The organism is Microbacterium sp. DWRC1-3 (assembly GCF_049896645.1).
In the GTDB taxonomy this organism is placed as follows: domain Bacteria; phylum Actinomycetota; class Actinomycetes; order Actinomycetales; family Microbacteriaceae; genus Microbacterium; species Microbacterium maritypicum.
Genome location: NZ_JAFCUS010000001.1, coordinates 1001022 through 1017278 on the forward strand (window position 1 = coordinate 1001022; position 16257 = coordinate 1017278).

Annotated in this window: 14 protein-coding genes; 6 read left to right on the forward strand and 8 right to left on the reverse strand. The window is 69.3% G+C overall.

Features of this window, described 5'->3' with window-relative positions; translation table 11 throughout:
* Positions 1-93: 93 nt before the first annotated feature.
* The 3 genes from ACP699_RS04835 to mtrA are packed head-to-tail and all read right to left on the reverse strand — an operon-like array spanning position 94 to position 4176.
* On the reverse strand, positions 94-1812 hold the full coding sequence (locus ACP699_RS04835) for an LpqB family beta-propeller domain-containing protein (protein WP_229778893.1): 1719 nt from the start codon (positions 1810-1812) through the stop codon (positions 94-96).
* Positions 1809-3488, reverse strand: coding sequence for an MtrAB system histidine kinase MtrB (gene mtrB / locus ACP699_RS04840; RefSeq protein ID WP_055869085.1), 1680 nt, complete (start codon positions 3486-3488; stop codon positions 1809-1811). Before mtrB ends, ACP699_RS04835 begins: the two co-directional genes overlap by 4 nt.
* Before the next feature lie 7 nt (positions 3489-3495).
* Positions 3496-4176, reverse strand: a complete 681-nt coding sequence (gene mtrA, locus ACP699_RS04845) for an MtrAB system response regulator MtrA (RefSeq protein WP_017831103.1) — start codon at positions 4174-4176, stop codon at positions 3496-3498.
* A 98-nt stretch (positions 4177-4274) separates the two neighbouring features.
* On the opposite strand from mtrA, the gene ACP699_RS04850 reads away from it, so the two are divergent.
* Genes ACP699_RS04850 through ACP699_RS04870 form a run of 5 tightly spaced genes read left to right on the forward strand, consistent with a single transcriptional unit; the run spans position 4275 to position 9878 of the window.
* Entirely contained in the window at positions 4275-5717 is a 1443-nt protein-coding gene (locus ACP699_RS04850) for a glycerophosphoryl diester phosphodiesterase membrane domain-containing protein (protein WP_426169629.1), read from the forward strand.
* A complete protein-coding gene (locus tag ACP699_RS04855) occupies positions 5714-6355 on the forward strand; it encodes a DUF4129 domain-containing protein (RefSeq protein WP_055869087.1) in 642 nt (213 codons plus the stop codon). The genes ACP699_RS04850 and ACP699_RS04855 overlap by 4 nt, the downstream gene beginning before the upstream one ends.
* A complete protein-coding gene (locus tag ACP699_RS04860; protein ID WP_426169632.1) occupies positions 6352-7602 on the forward strand; it encodes a DUF4350 domain-containing protein in 1251 nt (416 codons plus the stop codon). Before ACP699_RS04855 ends, ACP699_RS04860 begins: the two co-directional genes overlap by 4 nt.
* Positions 7603-7646: 44 nt before the next feature.
* Positions 7647-8570: an AAA family ATPase gene (locus ACP699_RS04865; RefSeq protein WP_208323723.1), complete on the forward strand. Its 924-nt coding sequence runs from the start codon at positions 7647-7649 to the stop codon at positions 8568-8570.
* A complete protein-coding gene (locus ACP699_RS04870) occupies positions 8571-9878 on the forward strand; it encodes a DUF58 domain-containing protein (protein ID WP_288968138.1) in 1308 nt (435 codons plus the stop codon).
* A 52-nt stretch (positions 9879-9930) separates the two neighbouring features.
* Here the strand turns inward: ACP699_RS04870 and ACP699_RS04875 are convergent, their stop codons facing one another.
* Positions 9931-10923, reverse strand: a complete 993-nt coding sequence (locus tag ACP699_RS04875; protein ID WP_055869090.1) for a stage II sporulation protein M — start codon at positions 10921-10923, stop codon at positions 9931-9933.
* A 16-nt stretch (positions 10924-10939) separates the two neighbouring features.
* Between ACP699_RS04875 and ACP699_RS04880 the strand changes: the two genes are divergently transcribed.
* Positions 10940-11749 (forward strand): RDD family protein, encoded by an 810-nt coding sequence (locus tag ACP699_RS04880; protein ID WP_426169635.1) that lies wholly within the window; start codon positions 10940-10942, stop codon positions 11747-11749.
* A 47-nt stretch (positions 11750-11796) separates the two neighbouring features.
* Here ACP699_RS04880 and ahcY read toward each other — a convergent pair whose 3' ends face one another.
* The 4 genes from ahcY to ACP699_RS04900 are packed head-to-tail and all read right to left on the reverse strand — an operon-like array spanning position 11797 to position 16172.
* Positions 11797-13242 carry an adenosylhomocysteinase gene (ahcY, locus tag ACP699_RS04885; protein ID WP_426169638.1) on the reverse strand — a complete coding sequence of 482 codons (1446 nt, stop codon included), beginning with the start codon at positions 13240-13242 and terminating at the stop codon, positions 11797-11799.
* A gap of 43 nt (positions 13243-13285) precedes the next feature.
* A complete protein-coding gene (locus ACP699_RS04890; RefSeq protein ID WP_426169641.1) occupies positions 13286-14500 on the reverse strand; it encodes an ABC transporter permease in 1215 nt (404 codons plus the stop codon).
* Positions 14497-15249 carry an ABC transporter ATP-binding protein gene (locus ACP699_RS04895; RefSeq protein ID WP_082524237.1) on the reverse strand — a complete coding sequence of 251 codons (753 nt, stop codon included), beginning with the start codon at positions 15247-15249 and terminating at the stop codon, positions 14497-14499. Before ACP699_RS04895 ends, ACP699_RS04890 begins: the two co-directional genes overlap by 4 nt.
* Positions 15246-16172: an efflux RND transporter periplasmic adaptor subunit gene (locus ACP699_RS04900; protein WP_127482574.1), complete on the reverse strand. Its 927-nt coding sequence runs from the start codon at positions 16170-16172 to the stop codon at positions 15246-15248. Before ACP699_RS04900 ends, ACP699_RS04895 begins: the two co-directional genes overlap by 4 nt.
* Positions 16173-16257 lie beyond the last annotated feature (85 nt).

Sequence of the window (16257 nt, forward strand, 5' to 3'; positions counted from 1 at the left end):
GCGAGGAGTATGCGGCCGTGGATCCGCCCGGTTCCGCCACCGCGCTCCGTTCTGCGCACGATCGTGTGACGACCGCCGTCGGTGCAGGGAATGTCACTCGCCGACGCGAGTGGCGAGCACGGAGACGCCGGACGCGACCTCGCGCCATGCCGACCCCGCGTGGGCGAACAGCTCGCCGTTCGCTCCGAGGATCCGCACGCCGGAAGCGGTGCGAGCGCCGGCGATCGAGATCGCATTGCTCGGGGCGGCCTCTGCCGAACCGGGCCCTCCCACCATCTGAGTGAGAAGACGCGGGCTGTTCGGATCGACGAGGACTCCCACACGGTCTGCACCCAGCCAGGACAGCCCCGTCGCCGGCTCGAACAACTGGGTCAACTGCTTGACCTCGCCGAGCTCGATCGGGATGCCCGCCGAGTCGCGAACCACGGCTGCGACCACGACCCACATCTGCTTGCCGACGGTCACCACGGCAGCCACCCTGGCGCCGTCCGGTGCGACCCTCAGATGAGAGATCGCCGAGGCGCTCGGCCACGCCGTCGCGACTTGATGCGCCACGGCATCGCTCCCCGACGCCTGCAAGGCCGTGGGCGCTCCCGCGGGGACGGACCAGGTGTACCCGTAGGAGTCGAGCGAGGGTCTGATGAGCCCTGGACGGGAATCGAGCTCGTCGAGGCTTCCCTCGCCGATCAGATAGACGTGCTGGTCACCGAGCTGCGTGGCGGCGCGGGAGTCATCCGCGGCCACATCGATCGAGACGATGGGTTGCGTGATGGCGGTGATCTCCGAGCTGATACCGGTGAGGGGCGAGATCTCATCGCCGACGATCCGCCCGAAGGCGCCGTTCTGCAGCACGAGTGTGCCGACCTCGGCCGACGGCTCCACCACGTCCGCCACGCCGGCACCGAGGTCGCGCCCGTCGACGGTGAACCGCACCTGGGTGACCGCGACGCCGGCGCCGCGAAGGGTCGCCTGCAGCTGGGTGCGCATGCGGGCGAGAGTGGCCGCATCGAGGCCCGAAGCGGGGCGCGTGAGCGCGACATCGGCCACCTGCCCGACGATGGGCACCGCGTCCTGTGCCAGCTGCACGTCGGCGGGGAAGGCGTTCTGCACCGCCGGGTCCAGCCATCCGCTGGGCTCGCCGCCGATGAGGGCCCGCGTGACGGTCGTCGCGGGACTCTGCCGCCGCGGGAACCAGCGCATGTCAGGCACCAGTCTCGACCAGCCGAGGTCGAAGTACTGCAGCGGATACCCTTCGAAGACCTTGGTGAAGCGCGTCTCGTCGATCACGACACCGTCCGGCGCCTGCGTGATGCGCCATTCGCCGCTCTCCATCCGCTGCAGCGTGAACGCCACGTTGGATGACCCGAGGGCCTCGGAGTAGCCGCCGGAGTCGTCGACGCTCGCGACCAGGTCGAGCGTGACCTGGACCTCAGCGGTGTCTGCACCCTCCACCTCGTCGTCGGGGACCGAGGAGGTGATGGTCCTGGTATCCGTGCCGACGTCGATCGACACCCCTGCCGAGGGACTCCAGCTCCGCTGCAGCGAGGGCGAGAGGAAGTCGCGTGCGGTGTCCCAGTTCTCGGTCGTCGTGATCCCGGCCTCGAGGAAGCCCTCGACGATCTCCTCGGGCCCGGCACCCGTGATGGGGCCGGAGGCGACCGGCAGGATGTCGACGTCCTGCGGGGACTCCCCGAGCTTCAGGCCGACGGCGACATCACCGCTGGTGGGCAGTCCCGCGCACGCAGGAAGCACAAGCGCGGTGAGTGCCAGCGCGATGGCCAGCATCCTCCGTGTCCCTCGTCGCCGGGTCATGACCGGTCCTCCTCGTCGAACAGACCGGCGGGCGCGTCCGTCAACGAGATCGGCTGCGTCGCGTCGCCGATCTCCGCGAACGGCTCCTGCGGCTCGATGGAGATCGGGCTCGGACCGTCCAGGATCCCGTCGTGCCGGGGGATCGTGAGCACGAAGTTCGTTCCCACACCGAGCTCCGACCAGACCTCGAGCGTGCCGCCGTGCAGACTCGCATCCCCCAGGGCGATGGAGAGCCCGAGTCCCGTGCCGCCGATCGTGCGCTGACGCGAGGGGTCGGCGCGCCAGAAGCGGTCGAAGACCCGCTCCGCGTCGGCGGGCTGCATCCCGAGGCCGAAATCTCGCACCCCCGCCGCCACGGCGTGCTGGTTGCTGTCGACCGTGACGACGACGGGACGTCCCTCGCCGTGCTCGATCGCGTTGCCGATCAGATTGCGCAGCACCCGGCGCACGCGCCGCGGATCCATGTCGACGGGTGAGTAGCCGCCAGGCGCCACGAGCCGCAGCTCGGTGCCATGGCCCTCCGCGAGCGGGCGCATCTGCTCGATGATGTCCTCGGCCAGGTGGGTGAGGCTCGTCGCCTCGAGTTCGAGCTGCACCGATCCCGCGTCATAGCGGCTGATCTCCAGCAGATCCGACAGCAGCGTCTCGAACCGCTGCACCTGGGCGTGCAGCAGCTCCGCCGTCCGCGCGGTGGTGGGGTCGAACTCCTCGCGCTGGTCGTTGAGCATGTCCGCGGCGAGGCGGATCGTGGTCAGCGGTGTCCGCAACTCGTGCGAGACATCCGACACGAAGCGCTGCTGCACCATCGACAGCTCGCCGAGTTCCTTGATCTGCGACTCGATGCTGTCCGCCATCGCGTTGAACGAGCGTCCGAGCGTGGCCAACTCGTCCTCTCCGTGCACCTCGAGGCGCACCCCGAGGTCGCCTGCCGCGAGCCGTGCGCTGGTCTCTGCGGCCTGCACGATCGGGGTGGAGACCGCGCGAAGGACGATCCACGAGATCGCGGCGACGATCGCGACCAGACCGATCCCGGCGATCCAGAGCGTGCGCTGCACGAAGACGAGGGTCTGATCGGCATCGCCCAGGTCGTAGGCGAAGTAGATCGCGAACGCTCCCGCCTCGGGCACCTGGAGCTGCTGGCCCACGATGATGCCGGGGACCTCTCCCCCGTCCGCGACGGGCAGCGCCACGGACTGCCAGGCCTGGCGATCGTCGAACTCCACGACGCGGGCCTGGAGCTCGGGGCTCAGCAGGCTCCGACTCAACCCCGCCTCGAAGCCGTTCAGGCGGACGCCCTTCGCGTTGTCGATCTTGAACCCGGCGAGCTGATCCGTGCTCGATGTGCGCGTGAGATTCGACTGGACGCTGTTCCAGAGTTCCGTGAGTGCAGCGGAGTCGTCTCCCACCTCGGCCACATCCAGGATCCCCTGCGCCTGATCGACCGCGCGGCGGGAGTCTTCGAGAGCGACGTCCTTGCGCGAGATGAACAGATCGTTCTGGATGACCAGGGCCATCGTCACGCACGTGATGAAGATCGCCAGGGAGGTGGCGAGCAGAGTTATCGAGAGCGTGCGGAAGCGGAGCGAGCGTCGCCAGAGGATGGCGAGCATCGTCGGCCAGCCTCGCCAGTCGCGCAGGACAGCGACCGTCGTGGTGGTCGCTGTCGTCGCGGCCATCGTGCTCCTAGCCGACGCTCCCGGCGCGGTAGCCCACGCCGCGCACCGTCATGACGATCTTCGGGTTGTCGGGGTCGAGCTCGACCTTCGCGCGCAGACGCTGCACGTGCACGTTCACCAGCCGGGTGTCGGCCTTGTAGTGATAGCCCCAGACCTGCTCGAGCAGCATCTCCCGGGAGAACACCTGCTGAGGCTTCGAGGCGAGCGCGACGAGAAGCTGGAACTCCAGCGGCGTGAGAGCGATCGGGGCGGTGCCGCGACGGACCTCGTGCGCGTCGACGTCGACGGTGAGATCCCCGACCCGGAGCTGCTCGCTCGTGGCCTGCGGCGTGGGCCGGAGCCGCGTGCGGATGCGCGCCACCAGTTCCTTCGGGTTGAAGGGCTTGACCATGTAGTCGTCTGCGCCGACCTCGAGTCCGCGGACCACATCGGCGGTGTCGCTGCGTGCGGTGAGCATGATGATCGGCACGCCGGACTCGGCACGGATGCGGGTGCAGATCTCGATTCCGTCCATACCGGGGAGCATGAGATCGAGCAGCACCAGGTCGGGCCGCTGCGTGCGCCACTCGTCGACGGCGCGCGCACCGTCCGCGCAGAACACCGGCTCGAAGCCTTCGGTGCGGAGCACGATCCCGATCATCTCGGCGAGCGCGGTGTCGTCGTCGACCACGAGAATACGTGAGGTCATAAGAGTTACCTTATGGCACCGAGTCCCGCCGACCCCAGGTCTGCGCGCCACGCATCGGATATGACACGATGGGAGCGCGCGATGGAGAGGGAGTGCCTGTGACCGGCCAGACGTGGACGCCTGCCCCGAAGAAGGGCATCATTCCCCTTCATCCACTGTCGTTCGGGATGCTGCTGGGCAAGGCCTTCGCGGCGCTGCGGCACAACCCCAAGGTGCTCTTCGGCTTCGCCGTCGTGATCCAGCTCGTCGTGGTCGTCGTCACCGCCGTGGTCATGGGCGTCGTCCTCTTCACGACCTTCAGCCGCCTGGAGACGGTCTCGCCTTCCTCTCCGGATTTCGAAGCGGTGATGGCCGGCACCATCGCGGTGAACCTGATCGCCGGACTCGCCGTCGGACTGGCCTCGATCGCCTTCACGGCGATGATGCAGGGCGTCGTCGCCGCGGAGATCGGGTACGCCGCGATCGGGGTGAAGGCGACGCTGCGCATGCTCTGGCGCCGGATGGCCCCCGCGTTCTGGCGACTCGCCGGGTTCGCCTCCCTCTCGGTGGCTGCCGTGTTCGGCATCTTCATCATCGCCGCGGTGATCATCGCCGCCTTCATCGCCGGGGGTCTTGGCGGCAGCGTCGAGATGGTCGGCGTCGTCGTCCTCGTGGTGATCGTCATCGTCCTCGCCTGCATCCCGCTCGCGGTGTGGCTCACCACGAAGCTGCTGCTGGTGCCCTCGATCCTGGTCCTCGAGCGTGCGCGTTTCCGTGACGCCTTCGTGCGATCCTGGCGACTCACCCGCGGGCGCTTCTGGGTCGCGTTCGGGGTGACCTTCCTCATCAGCGCGATCATGGGCATCGCGGCGCAGGTCGTCAGCGTGCCCGTCACACTGCTCGGTTCCCTTCTCGGTTCCGTGGTCGCACCCACGGGCGCCGAGGACCCCAGCGCTGTCATCGCCTTCATCGTGACGCTCATCGCCCCGCAGATCCTGCTCCTGGTCATCCAGGCGATCACGCTCGTGGTGCAGAGCACCGGTTCCGCACTCGTCTACCTCGACTGCCGGATGCGCTACGAAGGGCTGGATCAGACCCTGATCGCGTACGTCGAGCGCCGCGACCTCGGCTGGACCGATGAGCAGCAGGACGATCCCTTCCGCGTCGACCCGACGCGCGCTGTCACCTCGGCACCGCCGCCCCGCCAGGTGCCGGAGCACGTCATGATGTCGCAGGGGTATGCGTACGCGCAGTACGGCGCACAGCAACCGGTCACGCAACCGGGGGCTGCGCCGTCGTTCGCTCCGCAGTACTCTCCAGCACAGCCGTACGCGGGGACGCCGTACCCGTACGCACCGGGCTCGCCTGCACAGCCTCCTGCGCAGACGCAGAACGGAGCAGCGGCCTCGGCGCCCTCCGTCGCCTTCCCCGCACCGCCGCCTCCTGCGCCTCCCGTTCCTCCCGTCCGGACCAGCGCGTCCCCGACGCCCAGCAGCCCTGCCGCCGGAAACGCTCCCACTGACGGCGGTTGGACAGCGCCAGGGGCCGACGGCGCCGCATGATCCGACGGTTCGACGACCTCTTCGTCCCCGATGGGGACGACGCACGACGCTGGGCGGAGGAGGAGCTCTCGAATCCCCGCTACGCCGACGCGAAGCCCACGTGGTTCGATCTCCTCGCCCGTGACATCGGCCGCTTCCTGGCTGACCTCTTCAGCTCGGGCAACGGCGCGAACGTGGGGCCGTCCGCGCTCATCATCGTCACCGTCATCATCGCGGCCGCACTGATCGCCGCTCTCATCATCTGGGGAAGACCGCGCAGCTCCCGCGCGGTCAGGCGCCCGACCGGCGACCTCCTCGGAGCAGCCGACGATCGCAGCGCCGCACAGTTGAGGTCGGACGCCGACCGGGCCGCGCGCGAGCGCGACTGGGATGCAGCGACCATCCTCCGCTACCGGGCCATCGCGCGCAGCCTGCGCGAGCGCGACCTGATCGATCCGGCCCCCGGCGCGACGGCCCAGTCGATCGCCCGCGAGGCGAGCACGGTGTTCGCCGACGAGGCCGGCGCGATGCGTCGAGCGGCCGTCTCGTTCGACGACGTCCGCTACCTCGGGCACTCCGCGACGCCGGAGACGTATCGCGACCTCGTCGACACCGATGACCGGATCCGCGCGCGCCGCCCCGAAGGAGTGCCGGCATGAGTGTGATCGATCACGAGCCCACCGTCTCCCCCACTGCCGCATCGTCCCCGGGTGATCCCTCCACCGCGGAGCACCGCCCGAGTCGGGCGAAGACGATCATCGGGTGGACGATCGTCGCCGCCCTCGTGCTGATCGTCGCGCTGGTCGGTCTTCGTGTCGCCGCGACCGCACCCGGAGCACGAGGAGCGCTCGATCCGGAGGCACGTGATGACGCCGGCGCGCTCGCGCTCGCCGAGATCCTGCGCGACCAGGGGGTCGACATCGAGGTGCACCGCTCTCGATCCCAGGCGCGCGCGGCGATCGACGAGAGCACGACGCTCGTGATGTCCAACCCGTACACGCTCACCGACGAGGCCCTGCAGACGCTCACCGAGCCCGCGGAGCGCGTCGTTTTCCTCTCCACCAGCACACACCTGCTGAACGAGCTCGGCATCGGCGACAACGCCACGGGAACACTGTCGGCAGCGACGGCGGACTGCGACGTCGCCGAGTTCGCCGAGGTGGGGACGATCCGCGCCGACCGCCTGTTCACTCCCGCGGACGGTGTGCAGGCCTGCTTCGGAGACGCCGACGGTGCGGCCGTGCTCGTGGACCGCCGCGCCCGTCCGCAACGTGTCGTCGTGGAGGGCACGAGGCTCTTCAGCAACGCGACTCTCGCCGAGAACGGCAACGCCGCCCTCGGCCTCGCCCTGCTGGGCCAGACCGACCGCATCGTCTGGTACGTCCCGAGCTTCGCGGACTCCGATATCGAAGCCGAGCCGATCGACACGCTCGGAAGCCTCACACCGACCTGGGTCACTCCTGCGATCCTGCTGCTGATCGCCGCAGGGATAGCCGCTGCCCTCTGGCGCGGCCAGCGGTTCGGCCCCCTCGTCGCCGAGACGCTTCCGGTCACCGTGCGCGCATCCGAGACCATGCACGGACGTGCACGTCTCACGGCGAGAGCTGCGGATGCGGCGCACGCCGCGCAGGCTCTCCGCGAGGGGACGCAGCGCCGGCTCGCCCGACGACTAGGACTCACCGACCACGCCGGCGCCGACGAGGTCGCTGATGCGGCCTCTGACCGACTGCGCATCCCGCGCGGCACACTGCAGACCCTGCTGGCCGGGCCGCTCCCCGACGACGACGCAGGCCTGGTCGACCTCGCCAGACGCCTCGACCAGCTCGAGACCGCCGTGGACGACAGCACCCAGGCCGACCGATCAGATCCGACCACCCATCCCCGAGAATCAGAGGGAAACACGTGACCGTTGAGAACCATCCCATCGACGACGCCGCGCTGCGTCAGGCCATGCACCGGGTGCGCACCGAGGTCGACAAGGCGGTGGTGGGCCAGGCTGGCACCGTCACCGGACTGCTCGTTTCCCTCCTCGCCAGGGGCCACGTGCTCCTGGAGGGAGTCCCCGGTGTCGCGAAGACCCTGGTCGTCCGCTCGTTCGCCAGGGCACTCGGGCTCGACACCAAGCGCGTCCAGTTCACCCCCGACCTGATGCCCGGCGACGTCACCGGGTCACTCGTGTACGACGCACGCACCGGCGAGTTCGATTTCCGCGCGGGTCCGGTGTTCACGAACATCCTGCTCGCCGACGAGATCAACCGCACGCCGCCGAAGACCCAGGCCGCACTCCTGGAGGCCATGGAGGAGCGCCAGGTGTCGGCGGACGGCGTCAGCCGTCCCCTGCCCGACCCGTTCCTCGTCGCCGCGACGCAGAACCCCATCGAGCACGAAGGCACTTATTCGCTGCCCGAGGCGCAACTGGACCGCTTCCTGATGAAGCTCGTCGTCGGCATGCCGGAGCGAGACGCGGAGGTGTCGGTGCTGCGCCGACATGCCGAGGGCTTCTCCCCTCGCGAGCTCACCGGCGTCGAGGCCGTCGTCACCGCCGACGAGATCAGGGCGGCACAGCAGGCGGCCGCAGCGGTCGAGGTCACCGACGACGTGCTCGGATACGTCGTCGACCTCGCTCGTGCGACCCGCCAGTCGCCGTCGGTCGAGCTGGGAGCCAGCCCGCGCGCCTCGACCGGTCTGCTCGCCGCGGCGAAGGCGTGGGCCTGGCTGAACGCCTCTTCCGCGGTCACCCCCGACCACGTGCAGACGATGCTGGTTCCGGTGTGGCGTCACCGCCTCCAGCTGCGACCCGATGCCCAGATGGAGGGCGTGTCCGCCGATGCGGTGCTCACCTCCGTGGTGCAGCAGACCAGGGTGCCGATCTAGGTGTTCGTCACCGGCCGCCTCGCCGTCGCCCTCGCCGTGGGCCTCATCCCGCTCGTCATCGCCGGGCTCGCGGGCTACCCGGCGTACGCGGTTCTCGGTGCCTGGATCGGTCTGTGCCTGCTGCTCGTCGCCACCGACGTCGCCCTCGCCGCGAGTCCTCGCTCGGTCACGGTGAGCCGCAGACTCCCCCGACGCGTGCGCATCGGAGAGCCCGTCCCCGTCAGCGTGGCCGTGCACAACCACGGCACGAAGGTGCTGAACGCGGTGATCCGTGACGCCTGGCAGCCGACGGCGGGCGCGCCGACGGAGCGACAGCGTCTGCTCCTGCCCCCGGGCGAACGCGGCCGTGTCGCGATCCCGCTGCTTCCGCGCCGCCGCGGTGAGCTGGTCAGCGAGTTCGTGATGATCCGATCTCGCGGCCCTCTCGGCATCGCGGGCCGGCAGGCGCGTCATTCGGTTCGTGGTTCGATCCGCGTGCTCCCCGCGTTCTCCTCGCGCAAGCACCTTCCGTCCCGCCTCGCGCGGCTGCGTGAACTGGATGGCAACACCAGCATCCAGGTGCGCGGCCAGGGCACCGAGTTCGATTCGCTGCGCGAGTATGTCCGCGGCGACGACGTGCGCTCGATCGACTGGCGGGCGACCGCCAGGGCGGGAACGACCATGCTGCGCACCTGGCGACCGGAACGCGACCGCCATGTGGTGATCATCATCGATACGGGGCGCACCGCGGCGGCGCGTGTCGGCGACGGCACGCGCGTGGACGCCTCACTCGAGGCGGCCCTGCTGCTGGCCGCGCTCGCTTCGCGCGCGGGCGACCACGTGCACCTGCTCATGTACGACAGGGTGGTGCGCGGTCGAGTCACGGGGGTCGATGGCGCTGCTCTCCTCCCGGCGCTGACCGACGCCATGGCTCCCGTGCACGCTCGACTGGTCGATACGGACTGGCATGGAGCTTTCGCCGCCGTGCGCACGCTCACCACGCGTCCCTCGCTGATCGTGGCACTGACGGCGCAGGATGCCGCCGAGTCGGCCCGTGGATTCCTCGGAGCCTTCCCGAACGCGTCTCGTGCGACGACCGTGCTCGTCGGATCCGTGACCGACGACGGGATCTCTGCGCTCGCGCGCCGTCGCGACTCCCGGGAAGAGGTGTACCTGGCAGCGGCCGCCGAACGCTCCCTCCGCGACGCGGAGAACGTCGCGGACGCGATCCGCAGAGCCGGCGGGGAGGCGATCGCCGCCGACCCGGAGGAGCTTCCCCCGAGGATCGCCGATCGCTACCTCGAGCTGAAGGCGGCGGGTCGTCTCTGACGCCGAACCGATCGAGACCGAGCCCCGGGTCGGCCTCACCCGGTGCCGGAAGTCAGCCGACGACCAGGCGCGGGGTGCCCGCTTCGTATTCGACGAGATCGCCGGTCTCGCCCTGGCGATGCGCCCTCCCGCCGATCACCAGCATGTAGATGAGGAACACGGCGAGCGCGGCGGCGCCGATGCCGATCTTCACCGGCCACGGCAGTGCCCAGCCGGTCACGAAGCCCTCGACGAGACCGGCGAGGAAGAGGGCGAACACCAGCCCCATCGCGACGGTCGCCAGCGCGCGCCCCTCCTCGGCGAGCGCTTCCCCTCGCGTGCGGTGGCCCGGTGCGACCCAGGCCCAGAACACATGCAAGCCGGCGGCAGCGGCCACGAAGATGCACGTCATCTCGAGCATTCCGTGCGGGAGGATGTACAGGACCATGAGGTCGGCCTTGTCGTGGACGGCCATCACGGCCCCGGTGGTGCCGAGTCCCATCGCGTTCTGCACGAGCACGTAGACCGGCCAGATCCCGGTGACGCCGAAGAGCACGCACTGCATGGCGATCCAGGCGTTGTTCGTCCAGACCATCCCCATGAAGGCAGCGGCCGGGTTCTCGGTGTAGTAGCCCGTGAAGCTCTCGTCCGCGTACTGCTCGAGGGCCGCCGGGGAGCCCAGGGTCGCCACCAGCGCCGGATCGCTCGCGATCCAGGCTGCGGTACCGACGGCGACCGCGATGAACGAGATCGCGATCACCAGCGTCGTCCAGCGCAGGCGGTACAGCGCAGCCGGAAGCTGCAGGCGGAAGAATCGTCCCGTCTGCGTGAGGATGCTGTCGGACGCGCCGGTGAGGCGCAGCCGGGCGCGAACGAGGATGGTGGACAGATACGCGCCCTGGGGCGAGTCGCCGACGGATGTCTTCAGCTCGGCCAGATCGGCGGAGGCGGCGCGGTATCGCACGATGAGCTCGTCCACCCCGTCGCCGTCGAGTCGGGCGCGACTGAGTTCGTCCAGTCGCTCCCACTCGGCGCGGCGTGCATCGGTCAGCGCATCGGCATCCACCTGATTTACTGTACTCATGTCCGTCCCGATCGACGTCTCCGACGAGGTGCTCTCCGGCGAAGCCGTCGCGATCGATGTGCAGCCCGTGGGGTTCCTCCTGCGGGCACTCGGCGCCGCGATCGACATGCTCCTCGGATACGCCGTGTTCATCCTGTGGATCTTCCTGCGCATCTGGCTGCTGGATGTCGGCGTGCTGGATGAGACCACCGACCGCATCGCCCTGGTCTCGGCGTTCGTCGTGAGCTTCGTCGTCCTGCCCATCACGATGGAGGTCGCCTTGAAGGGGCGCAGTCTCGGCAAGCTGGCGGTCGGCGGCAGGATCGTACGCGTGGACGGTGGTGCCGCCGGGTTCCGTCACGCCTTCATCCGAGCCCTTCTGGGTGTGCTCGAGATCTACATGACCTTCGGCGGCGTCGCCGTGCTCACCGGCGCGTTCAACGCGCGGTCGCAGCGCTTGGGCGACCTGGTCGCCGGAACCTACAGCCAGCGCGTGCGCACACCGGCACTCGTCTCGCACGTCCCGGTGCTCCCTCCGGCCTTGGCCGGTTGGGCCCAGATCGCCGACGTCGCGCGTCTCTCCGACCGGCTCGCCCGCCGGATCTCCCAGTTCCTGCAGAGCGCTCCCCGCATGATCCCGGCCGCGCGGGAGCGGGTCGCCCTCGATCTGCTCACCGAGGCGAGCCCTTTCGTCTCCCCGATGCCCTCCGCACCGCCGGAGCAGATCCTGATCGGGATCACCGTGCTGCGCCGTGAGCGCGAGCGCAGAGCACTGCAGAACTCCGATCGGCGCGCCGAGCGGCTCACCGGTAGACGCGTCGGCGTCTGAGCCGGTACTCGGCGCCTCCTGTCAGCACCGTTCCGCAGTGGGCGTGCTCAGTACCGATAGTGCTCGAGCTTGTACGGCCCCTCCACGGGTACCCCGATGTAGGCGGCCTGCTCGTCGGTGAGCGTGGTCAGCTGCACACCGAGAGCGTCGAGGTGCAGGCGGGCCACCTTCTCGTCGAGCGCCTTGGGAAGCACGTAGACGCCGGTCGGATAGGCAGCGATGTTCGTGTAGAGCTCGAGCTGTGCGAGCACCTGGTTGGTGAACGACGCGCTCATCACGAACGACGGGTGCCCCGTGGCGTTGCCGAGGTTCATCAGGCGTCCTTCGCTGAGAACCAGGACGCTACGACCGTTCGGCATGCGCCACTCGTGCACCTGCGGCTTGATCTCGACCTTCTCCACGCCGTCGAGCGCTTCGAGCCCTGCCATGTCGATCTCGTTGTCGAAGTGACCGACGTTCGCCACAATCGCGAGGTGCTTCAGCGCCTGCAAATGCTCGGTCGTGACCACGTCGCGGTTGCCGGTGCCGGTCACCAAGATGTCGACCTCGCCGGCCACGTCGAGCAGACGCGCGACCTGGAAGCCGTCCATGGCGGCCTGCAGCGCGCAGATCGGATCCACCTCGCTCACGATCACGCGCGCACCCTGACCGCGCAGAGCCTCAGCAGCCCCCTTGCCGACGTCTCCGTAGCCGCAGACGAAGGCGACCTTGCCGCCCATGAGCACGTCCGTCGCACGGTTGAGACCGTCGGGAAGCGAGTGCCGGATGCCGTACTTGTTATCGAACTTGCTCTTGGTGACCGAGTCGTTCACGTTGATGGCGGGGAAGAGCAGCTCCCCCGCGGCCGCGAGCTCGTACAGCCGGTGCACACCGGTCGTGGTCTCCTCGGTGACGCCGATGAGGCCCGCGGCGAGCCTGGTCCAGCGATCGGGTGCGACCGCGAGCGAGACGCGCAGCAGGTCGAGGATGATCGTGTACTCGTGGGAGTCGGTCTCGGTCGGCTCGGGAACGGCACCGGCCTTCTCGAACTCGACGCCCTTGTGCACGAGCAGGGTCGCATCTCCGCCGTCGTCGAGGATCAGGTTGGGTCCGTCGAAACCTGCAGAGGACCAGTCGAAGATGCGATCGGTGCAGGCCCAGTACTCGTCGAGCGTCTCTCCCTTCCATGCGAACACGGGAACGCCTGCCGGCGCGTCGACGGTGCCACCGGGGCCGACCACGACCGCAGCCGCTGCCTCGTCCTGGGTGGAGAAGATGTTGCAGCTCGCCCACCGCACCTGGGCGCCGAGCGCCACGAGCGTCTCGATGAGGACGGCGGTCTGCACTGTCATGTGCAGCGAGCCCGCGATCCGGGCACCCTTCAGGGGTTGCGCGGCGCCGAACTCCTCACGAAGCGCCATGAGACCCGGCATCTCGTTTTCGGCGAGTCGCAGCTGGTGACGGCCGGCTTCGGCGAGGGACAGGTCGGCGACGCGGTACTCGAGCTCGGTCATGCGCTCATTCTTCCATCATGAAGTGGCCGACATCAGGCGTGTGTCAGAAACGGATCGCATCGATCACCTTCACCCGCAGCGCGACCAGGGCGGGGATGAATCCCGACACCGCCCCGACGATGACGGAGGCGAGGAGACCGATGAGCGCTGCGCGCATGGGGAAGGGCGGGATGTCCTGGATCCCGTAGAACATCGACGTGATGATCCACTCCGAGCGCAGCACGGCGACGACGATCGCGATCCCGATCACGCCTGCCACGGTCGTCGCGACCAGGCTCTCCAGGAAGACGGCGAAGAACACCCGCCCCGAGCTCGCTCCGAAGGCGCGCCGCACCCCGATCTCTCGCACGCGCTGGCGCATCGCCACGAGTTGGATGTTGATCAGACTGAGCGCACCGAGAGCGAGGATCAGCGCTGCGATACCCCCGGTGACCATCTCGAAGGTGGCCTGAGCGTCCAGAGCTACCGGCTGCGCCGCCCAGTCGGAGCGGTTCACCGTGACCGTCTGTCCCTCGGGCAGGCCCGCTCGGAGATCCATCGCGAGCACCGGCGCGATCTGGTCGACCTGCCCCGTTCCCATCCAGATCTCGTACTGCGTCCAGGCGTCGGCGGGCAGCGCATCCACGCGCGCGCGGTACGCGTCGTAGAGCAGGTCCACGCGCAGCTCCTCGTCGCCGAAGCCCTGGCGCGGTGTGATGCCGACCACCTGGTAGGTGCCGCCGGCCGGGCCACTGAGCGTGACCGTCGGGTGCTGCGTCAGCGGCACTCGTCCCAGACGCTCCCAGAGCGGCTCCGTGATCACGACGGGCGGCGCCATCGCCTCGACGTCGGAGTCGAGGAACCAGCGCCCCTCCAGAAGCCGCTCCCGGTGGATCTGCGAGAACGCGGGGTCCATGACACGCGCGGCGACCGGCGTTATGCCGTCGGGGAGCTGCACGTCGAGGAGCACTCCCTGGGCGATACGCGCCGTGTGGCTGAACCCGAAGCGCTCGGAGACACGGCTGAAGCGCGCATCGAACTCGTCGGCGTCGACAGGTGTGCCGTCATCGCTGCTGACGGAGACGACGACCGTCGCCGCTCGCCCTCCCCATCGGTCGGACTGCTCGGCCTGGAATTGGCGCTGGTATTCCGAGATCGCCACGACCGCGGTGAGCGCCCCCACCGACACGGCGATCCCGATCAGGCTGAGCAGGACGCGCAGCTTGTGCACGCGGATCTCCGCCCAGGCGTCGGAGAGAGCGCCGAGGAAGCCGGTCATGCGACGAACTCCGGCGGCGCGGACGGCACCGAGGCCGCCAGGGTCGAGGCCTCGAAAGCGCGGCTGAGGTCGACCGTCTCCAGACGCCCGGCGTCGAGCCGGTAGTGCCGGCGCGCACGCGCGGCGACGTGGAGGTCGTGGGTGATCGTGACCAGCGCGGCGTCCGTCTCGGTGGCCACCTCGTCGAGGAGGGACATGACGGATGCCCCCGTGTCGATGTCGAGCGCGCCGGTCGGCTCGTCCGCGAGGATCAACACGGGCTTGCGAACGAGTGCCCGCGCGATGGCGACGCGCTGCTGCTCACCGCCGGAGAGTCTGTCGGCGATCTGCTCGATGCGATGCCCGAGGCCGACCCGCTCGAGCATGTCGGCGGCGATCTGACGACGATTCCAGAACATGCGTCCCTTGGCATGGCCGAGCGGCATCATCACGTTGTCGATCGCGGTGCGCCCGGGGAGCAGGTTGAACTGCTGGAAGACGAAGCCGACGTTGTCCCCGCGCAGACGGTCGAGCCGTCCCGAGCGCATCCGGCGCACCTCACGTCCCTCGAACGCGACCGATCCGGATGTGGGTGCATCCAGCATCCCCAGGATGTTGAGCAGCGTCGACTTCCCCGACCCCGACCGTCCCACGATCGAGACATGGTCTCCTGCAGCCACTTCGAGCGTGATGCCACGAAGGATCTCCAGGCGCGAGTCATCGGCCAGCAGGACGCTCTTGGAGACGTCGTCGAGCGCGACGAGACTCACCAGCTCATCCCGCTGTCGCACTGCTCCACTCCCGGGGAGACCTCGTAGCAGAACTCCTCGACCGGAGCGACGAAGCCGGGCACGAACTGGCGGATGCTGTCTCCCTCGGCCAGCCCCTCCGTCACCTCGACCATGACGCCGTCATTGACGCCGAGCGTCACCGAACGCTCCTCGGGGTCGGACCCGTCGCCCGCGTCGACCCACACCTTGCCGGATCCCGCGCCGCCCTGGACAGCCGTCACCGGGATCACGAGCGCATCGTCGACCTGACCGAGTGCGAGATCCATCTTCGCGGGGAGCCCGGCGAAGACCGTCTGGTCCGCGGGTACAGCGCAGCGCACGCTCGCGGTGCCCTCAGCCGTCACCTGCACCCCGACGCCGGTGCACGCGAAAGGTGCCGGGCCGCCCGTGATGGTGACGGTCGCCTCGGTCGGGGCGTTGACGAGGCGGTACAGCTGCACGGGATCGACGGTGGCCAGCAGATGGTATCGGGCCGGGGTGAGCTTGTAGGTCTCGGTCCCGACCGTGGTGGTCTGTCCCTTGACGATGGCGAGCTCCGACACGTCGCCGGCCTCGGGCGCGAGCACGTCGATGTCCTTGCGCGGGTCGTCCTGGCGCACGGTGTAGAGCTTCTGGCCGGCAGCCACCGCCGCGCCCTCCCCCACGTGCACGGCGAGCACCGTGCCGTTGAGCTCCCCACGCACGGCGTAGGCGTCGTCACGCGCGACGTTCCCGCTCAGGCTCAGGGCGTTCACCACCGACCCACGCTCCACTGCGACGATCGGATCCGTGACAGAGGCCTCGGGGCTGACGACGCTCTCCGCGCGGTCGGGGAAGAAGGCGATCTTGACGAGAGCGGCTGCGCACGCTCCGAAGATCACGACGAGAAGCAGGGGGAAGATCCAGCGACGCCAGACGATCACGAGTGCCTTTCCGGCAGCGCCGCCCTGGCACGCCTGCGGTCAGCGTATCCAGAGTTCGGATCCGGGCCGACCGGTGCGTCCGCGT